At 60.4% G+C, this 6,004-nt stretch carries 6 protein-coding genes and 2 tRNA genes; 6 read left to right on the forward strand and 2 right to left on the reverse strand.

Going from position 1 to position 6,004, the window contains the following annotated elements; translation table 11 throughout:
* Positions 1 to 67 precede the first annotated feature (67 nt).
* The 6 genes from DW037_RS10215 to typA all read left to right on the forward strand — a co-directional run bounded on the left by DW037_RS10215 (position 68) and on the right by typA (position 3,735).
* A tRNA-Ala gene (locus DW037_RS10215) sits at positions 68 to 143 on the forward strand.
* A gap of 4 nt (positions 144 to 147) precedes the next feature.
* Positions 148 to 224, forward strand: a tRNA-Ile gene (locus tag DW037_RS10220).
* A 184-nt stretch (positions 225 to 408) separates the two neighbouring features.
* Entirely contained in the window at positions 409 to 909 is a 501-nt protein-coding gene (locus DW037_RS10225; protein ID WP_117756926.1) for a bifunctional nuclease family protein, read from the forward strand.
* Between the two features lie 33 nt (positions 910 to 942).
* The gene (locus DW037_RS10230; protein WP_117756927.1) at positions 943 to 1,299 is read left to right on the forward strand and encodes a hypothetical protein; all 357 of its coding nucleotides are present in this window, start codon (positions 943 to 945) and stop codon (positions 1,297 to 1,299) included.
* 30 nt (positions 1,300 to 1,329) lie between these two features.
* On the forward strand, positions 1,330 to 1,779 hold the full coding sequence (locus DW037_RS10235; RefSeq protein ID WP_089572580.1) for a hypothetical protein: 450 nt from the start codon (positions 1,330 to 1,332) through the stop codon (positions 1,777 to 1,779).
* A gap of 117 nt (positions 1,780 to 1,896) precedes the next feature.
* Entirely contained in the window at positions 1,897 to 3,735 is a 1,839-nt protein-coding gene (typA, locus tag DW037_RS10240) for a translational GTPase TypA (RefSeq protein WP_006235837.1), read from the forward strand.
* A 128-nt stretch (positions 3,736 to 3,863) separates the two neighbouring features.
* On the opposite strand, the gene DW037_RS10245 is transcribed toward typA, so the two are convergent.
* Positions 3,864 to 5,009: a polymer-forming cytoskeletal protein gene (locus DW037_RS10245; RefSeq protein WP_117766347.1), complete on the reverse strand. Its 1,146-nt coding sequence runs from the start codon at positions 5,007 to 5,009 to the stop codon at positions 3,864 to 3,866.
* A 106-nt stretch (positions 5,010 to 5,115) separates the two neighbouring features.
* Positions 5,116 to 5,805 (reverse strand): trimeric intracellular cation channel family protein, encoded by a 690-nt coding sequence (locus DW037_RS10250; RefSeq protein ID WP_233539158.1) that lies wholly within the window; start codon positions 5,803 to 5,805, stop codon positions 5,116 to 5,118.
* Positions 5,806 to 6,004: the final 199 nt, after the last annotated feature.

Raw genomic sequence — 6,004 nt, forward strand, 5'->3', positions numbered from 1 at the left:
CTTTCTTTCGCAATAAACACCCCAGCGAGAGCCGAGTCGCCGCTGGGGTGTTTATTACTGTCTCCGTGGGGGTTTAGCTCAGCTGGGAGAGCGCGGGCTTTGCAAGCCTGAGGTCAGGGGTTCGATCCCCCTAACCTCCACCATGATGGACCTGTAGCTCAGTTGGTTAGAGCGTCCGGCTGATAACCGGGAGGTCACAAGTTCGAATCTTGTCAGGTCCACCATCAAAACTGTGAAGAGCCCTGGGGCGTTGCCTCGGGGCTTTTTTCTTACCTACTGAAAGTAGTCAAAAAAGCCCCGTCCCAAATTAACTACTTTGATTTTGTGTGCTGTGCGAAAGATTGGGTAGTATAGCTATTCAATGCGGCGGGCTGCCGCGTGTTAACCGCTACGTACCGGAGGTGTTCCATGGTTCGTGTCGACATAGAGACCATCGTCATGGCCGCCGGTCCCGTGCCATCGCTTATCGTGCTTCGTGAGCGCAGCAGCAAATCGGACTCGCCCGCGCCGCTGCGTTCCCTTTCCATTCAGACTGGTTCGTTTGAAGCTGCTGCCATCAGCCGCGGCATCGATAGCGGCCGCGCCGAGCGCCCGATCACCCATGACCTGTTGCTCGATACCGTTGACGCCCTGGGCGCCAAGCTCGAGCGCATCGAGATCGTTCGCGCCGAGCCGCCGGTGTTCTACGCGACGATCGTCGTACTGGCCGATGGCGAGGAGCGCAAGATCGACGCTCGTCCCAGTGATGCCATTGCCCTTGCCGTGCGCAGCAATGCTCCCATGTTTGTGGAGGACGACATCATGAATCGCCTGGGCACTGTTTCCACCCACGCCGAGGATGTCGACGACGAGCAGGAGTTCGAGAAGTTCGACGAGTTCGTCCATACGCTCTCCCCCGATGACTTCTAAATGCGGGGCGGCAGGGTTGCGGAGTGTTCGCTGATGGCCAGCGGTATGTCGGCTGAGGCGGCGGCCATTGCGCGCGAGGCCCAGATGCGCTCGGAGGCTTCTGAGGCGGCTCGCATTGCCTATGTGACGCAGGCCCGCACGCTTCGCGAGCGCCGCGGCTCGTTTATCAAGATGGTTGTCGTCTCCGCCCTTGTCGCGGCAATCTGCTCGCGCCTTCGTGGTACAGTTGGTGCGCTTGGGTTTTCGATTTCAACAGGCTTGGTAATCTGGGGCGTGGTCGATGCGGTCATGCTGACCAACCAGATCAAGGTACTCGACAAGCGCGCGATGGATATGATGCGCGCCCGTGACGCTGCCGCCAAGATTGCTGCCGAGGCACAGGAACTGTAACGACGCCAGACTCGATGGGAAGGTCTAAAGATGGCACAGGATATGCAGGACGCCGGTAACGTCTCCGCCGAGCTCGACGCCATGGTGTGCGATCTGATCGGCGCGTTCTTGGACGACCTTGCCGCCGGCGAGAATCCGGGCGTAGTTGTGGCGATCGAGGACGCTGCTTCCAACCGATATCTGGCGGCGCTCGACGAAGATGGCGAGGAGGCATGCCTCGAGGCTGCCACCAACTTTATCTCCGAGCACAAGATGGGTCTTAAGGACGAGGGGCTGGGCCGCATCGCCCGCTATGCCATCGGCTACACCGGTTGTGTCGAAATTGACGGCGGCTATCACGACGCCCTGCTCGTGAGTTTCTTCGAAACCACGCTCGAGAGCGGTTTTTCGGCATACGTGCTGTATGAGGGCATGGGTGCCGGCGATGGTTTTATGTGGAGCGACCCTGAACCTGCAGGTGAGGAAACCCCTCTCATCTAAAATCGCTAAAATAAACGAGTTTTCGGTAAAAGGCTCAATATTCCCGCCGAGCGTTGCATTGCTGGGTGGGTCGCATACGCGTGCCGCTTGTATATGGATAGAAGATAGGGGAACTACATGCGCGTAGACAATCTGAGGAACATCGCCATCATCGCCCACGTCGACCACGGCAAGACGACGATGGTTGACAAACTCCTGCGTGCCACGGACGCCTTCCGTGCCAACCAGCAGGTCGAGGATCGCGTCCTGGACTCTAACGACCAGGAGCGCGAGCGCGGCATCACGATTCTCGCCAAGAACATCTCTATCGAGTACAAGGACGTCAAGATCAACGTCATCGACACCCCGGGCCACGCCGACTTTGGCGGCGAGGTCGAGCGCGTGCTGCGTATGGCCGACGGCGCCCTGCTGCTGGTCGACGCCTTTGAGGGCCCCATGCCCCAGACCCGTTTCGTGCTGCGTCACGCTATCGACACCGGCCTCAAGATCATGATCGTCATCAACAAGATCGATCGTCCGGGCGCCAACCCCGAGAAGGCCTACAACGACTGCCTGGACCTCATGGCCGACTTGGGTGCCACCGACGACCAGCTCGAGTTCGCCATGGAGCACGTGGTCTACGCCAGCGCCATGAATGGCTTTGCCCGCCTTGACCCCAACGACGGCAACATGGACATGTACCCGCTGCTCGACATGATCATCGACGACATGCCCGCACCCGAGGTTGACGAGAACGCCCCGCTCGCCATGCAGTGCGTGACCATCGACCACTCCAACTTCGTCGGCCGTATCGGCATCGGCCGCGTGTACTCCGGCACCATCCACCAGGGCGACCAGATCCTGGTTGTCAAGAACGACGGCTCCAGCGCCACCGCTACCGTCAAACAGCTCTTTACCTTCGACTACCTGGGCCGCACCGAGTGCCAGGAAGTCGGCGCCGGCGACATCGCTGCCGTCGTGGGCATCGACCGCACCGATATCGGCGATGTCTACACCGATCCCGAGAACCCCGTCGAGCTCGAGCCCATCGAGATCGACCCGCCGACCCTGTCCATCGTCTTTGAGGCTTCGACCTCCCCGCTCGTCGGTCGCGACGGCGACATCGTGGGCGCCCGTCAGCTCAAGGAGCGCCTGTTCAACGAGGCCGAGAACAACGTAACCATGAAGATCGAGGAGCTCGAGGACAAGAGCGGCGTCGAGGTCTCGGGTCGCGGCATCCTGCACCTGTCCGTTCTGATGGAGTCCATGCGTCGCGAGGGCTTTGAGTTCCAGGTTGGCCGTCCTCGCGTTCTGTTTAAGAAGGACGAGAACGGCAACAAGATGGAGCCCGTCGAGCAGGCCGTCGTCGAGTGCCCGGACGAGTACTCGGGCAAGGTCGTTGAGGTCTTCGGTACCTCCGGCGGCATCATGACGAGCATGGATACCTCGGGCATCGTGACGCACCTTGAGTTTAAGATCCCGACCCGCGGCATCATGGGTCTTAAGAACCGCATCATGAACGTCACCCACGGCGAGGGCGTGTTCTACCACACCTTCCTGGAGTATGGTCCCTACGCCGGCGAGATCGGCAACCGTCAGAACGGCGCCATGATCTCCATGACCACCGAGAAGGCCGTTGCCTACGCCCTGGGCACGCTGCAGGAGCGCGGCCAGCTGTTTGTTGAGCCGGGCACCGAGTGCTACGAGGGCATGATCGTGGGCGAGCGCAGCAAGGCCGGCGACATGGTCGTCAACATCGCCCGTACCAAGAACCTGGGCAACCAGCGTTCCTCGACCTCCGATATCTCCGTTCAGCTGGTGCCGCCCCGCACCTTCTCGCTGGAGGAGGCGCTGGAGTACATCGCCGACGACGAGCTGGTCGAGATCACTCCTAAGAACATTCGCCTGCGCAAGCGTCTGCTCAACGCCACCGACCGCAAGAAGGCTGCCGTCCGCGCCGGTCAGGTCAACAAATAAGTGCTGGGTTTTATAGCTTTAATGAGAAAGGGCGTCGACCGCAATGGTCGGCGCCCTTTTTGGTGCATGGGGATTGAGGCGGCCTACGCCACCACAAAGGTGCCTGTCCCCTTTGTGGTGGTTGGTGGTTAGGCGGTGGGAAGGCCTGGCGTGTTAGCCGGCTGCTGCGGCTTGAGGTGGGCGTTGTGCCAAATGATTTGGATGACGTAGCCGAGCGTGAAGACGAAGGCTACGCCGCTGACAAAGCTGCCCATAAGAGGAAGTGCCGTGAGCGCGCCCGCGACGATACCGCCCGCGGCGGCCATGGCGAAGCGGTTTTGGTTGTGTCCGACCATGCGTGCGATCGCGGTACCCGTAAATGCCGCCGAGACCAAAGCGATGCCGATGATGCTGCACATGAGGGCTCCGGCGAGCGACAGGCCTGCAATCGAGATGATAAGCAGCAGGACGGCGGGAGCGATGGCGACCGTGCCCAGAAGGCCACTTACCCACAGTGGCATGGGATGCTGATGGAGCATGCCGGCGGCGCTGGCGGTTGCGCGCGGAAAGACAAGCTCAAGCAGGATAGCGACAAAGCAGGTGGAAAGCGCTGCGGCAACGATGCCGCCGATCATGTCGTTGACCGTAGAGGTGTTCTCGTTCTCGGTCCGGTCGATCTTGAGGGCTCCAACCTGGGCGCCCTCGGCCCGCTCGGGGTCCTGTGAGACGTGGGCGTTCACCGTGCCGGTGATGCGGGCGTTTTTACCCAGGATGAGCTTGTCGGCCCAGACTTCAACATTGCCATCGACGGTGCCGTCGATGGTAACGGTGTCGCCGGCAAGCGCCGCCGATTTGGCGGAGCCGCGCAGGGCGACCGTTTCGCCCGCCGCGTAAAAACAGTTGGCGGTGCTGCCGGTGTTGAGCACGACGTGCTGGCCGGCCACCGTGACGCTGCCATCGATTGCGGTTTTGGCGATATCGATGGTGCGTGCCGCCAGACGAACGGCGCCGCCTACGGTGCAATCGCGAATCGACAGGTTCTCACCAGCCGCGATAATATCGCGGCCGATGGAGGCGTCGTCTAGGTTGAGACTTTGGCCGGCCCAGTACAGGTCGCCTTCGATACCGGACGGAGTTGAGTCAACTTCGGTTGCGAGCATGTTTCCCGCGGTGTCGGTGCCGGCGAACGACACCGTGGGAAGTGCGGTGAGCGCGAGCGCAATCAGCGCGAATAGGATGGTGATGCGGGCCTGCGCTTTGTGGCGCCGGATCGACGGTACTTGGTTGCAAGGCATAGTGAATCCTTCGTTAGATACTCGACAGGTATCTAACAGGGTACCCACCGCGCGGGCGCTCTAAAAGAATCTCTCGGTTGCATTTCGAGGGGTTGTGCTGTGCTACCTACTTTTTACGGTGCAAAAAGCGCGCGATGTCTTCCTCGGTAGGGCTTTTAATGTCAAAGCGCAGTGATAGCCAGCGCAGCCCCATGGTCACCACAACGCATACGACCAGCGCGGCAACATTGCTCATGAGGCCGCTCATGACGAGGGCTACATAGCTTGCCGATCCGGCGATGGCCGCGATGGCATAGAAGTTGGTGCGTTGGAAAATGCCCGGGACCACGCCCATAAAGCCGTCGCGCAGCATGCCGCCGCCCACGGCGGTAAAGAAGCCCATCATGATACATACGGCGGGCGCAAATCCGTACACCAACGCCTTGTCCGCGCCGGTTGCTGCATAGATGCCGACCGAGATGATGTCGAGCAGGGGAATGAGTTTTTCGGGCTTATCGACGATTGCCGGGAAGATATAGATGATGGCGGCTGTGGCGATGGAAAGCGGTAGTGCCATGGGCTGGTTGAGGATGTAGACGTTGCCGACCTGGAGCGTCATATCGCGCAAAAGACCGCCGCCCAGACCGCAGACCACCGCGAGCGCGACCGCGCCCACCAGGTCGAGCTTGTGCTCGCGAGCGACCAGCACGCCCGAGATCGATGCCGCGACAACGGCGAACATCTCGAGCCAAAATGGGATAGCGACCATGGCATCCGAGGCGTGTGAAGTAACAGTCATAGCGGCGACGACGGGCAAGATGAGGTCCTTTGATTCTCGGGTTTGAACAATGCCCGTACATAGTACATGGTTGGAGGCGATTGAGACCCTATTGCTCGGCAAACGGTAGGGACTGGGAACGGTCATGGGTACCAAACATGTACATCAGCCTTCAAAGATGTCGAAAAATGTGAGGCTTCGGTAGTTTGTGTGACAAGGGGCTAGCCTAGGCAGCAAC

Origin of the sequence: Collinsella sp. AF39-11AT, from assembly GCF_003474585.1 — a bacterium.
Lineage (GTDB): Bacteria > Actinomycetota > Coriobacteriia > Coriobacteriales > Coriobacteriaceae > Collinsella.

Excerpts from the sequence above, each read along its gene's own strand:
- typA (WP_006235837.1), top strand. The coding sequence starts at position 1,897 with ATGCGCGTAGACAATCTGAGGAACATCGCCATCATCGCCCACGTCGAC.
- DW037_RS10230 (WP_117756927.1), top strand. The coding sequence starts at position 943 with ATGGCCAGCGGTATGTCGGCTGAGGCGGCGGCCATTGCGCGCGAGGCC.
- DW037_RS10245 (WP_117766347.1), bottom strand. The coding sequence starts at position 5,009 with ATGCCTTGCAACCAAGTACCGTCGATCCGGCGCCACAAAGCGCAGGCC.
- DW037_RS10225 (WP_117756926.1), top strand. The coding sequence starts at position 409 with ATGGTTCGTGTCGACATAGAGACCATCGTCATGGCCGCCGGTCCCGTG.
- DW037_RS10235 (WP_089572580.1), top strand. The coding sequence starts at position 1,330 with ATGGCACAGGATATGCAGGACGCCGGTAACGTCTCCGCCGAGCTCGAC.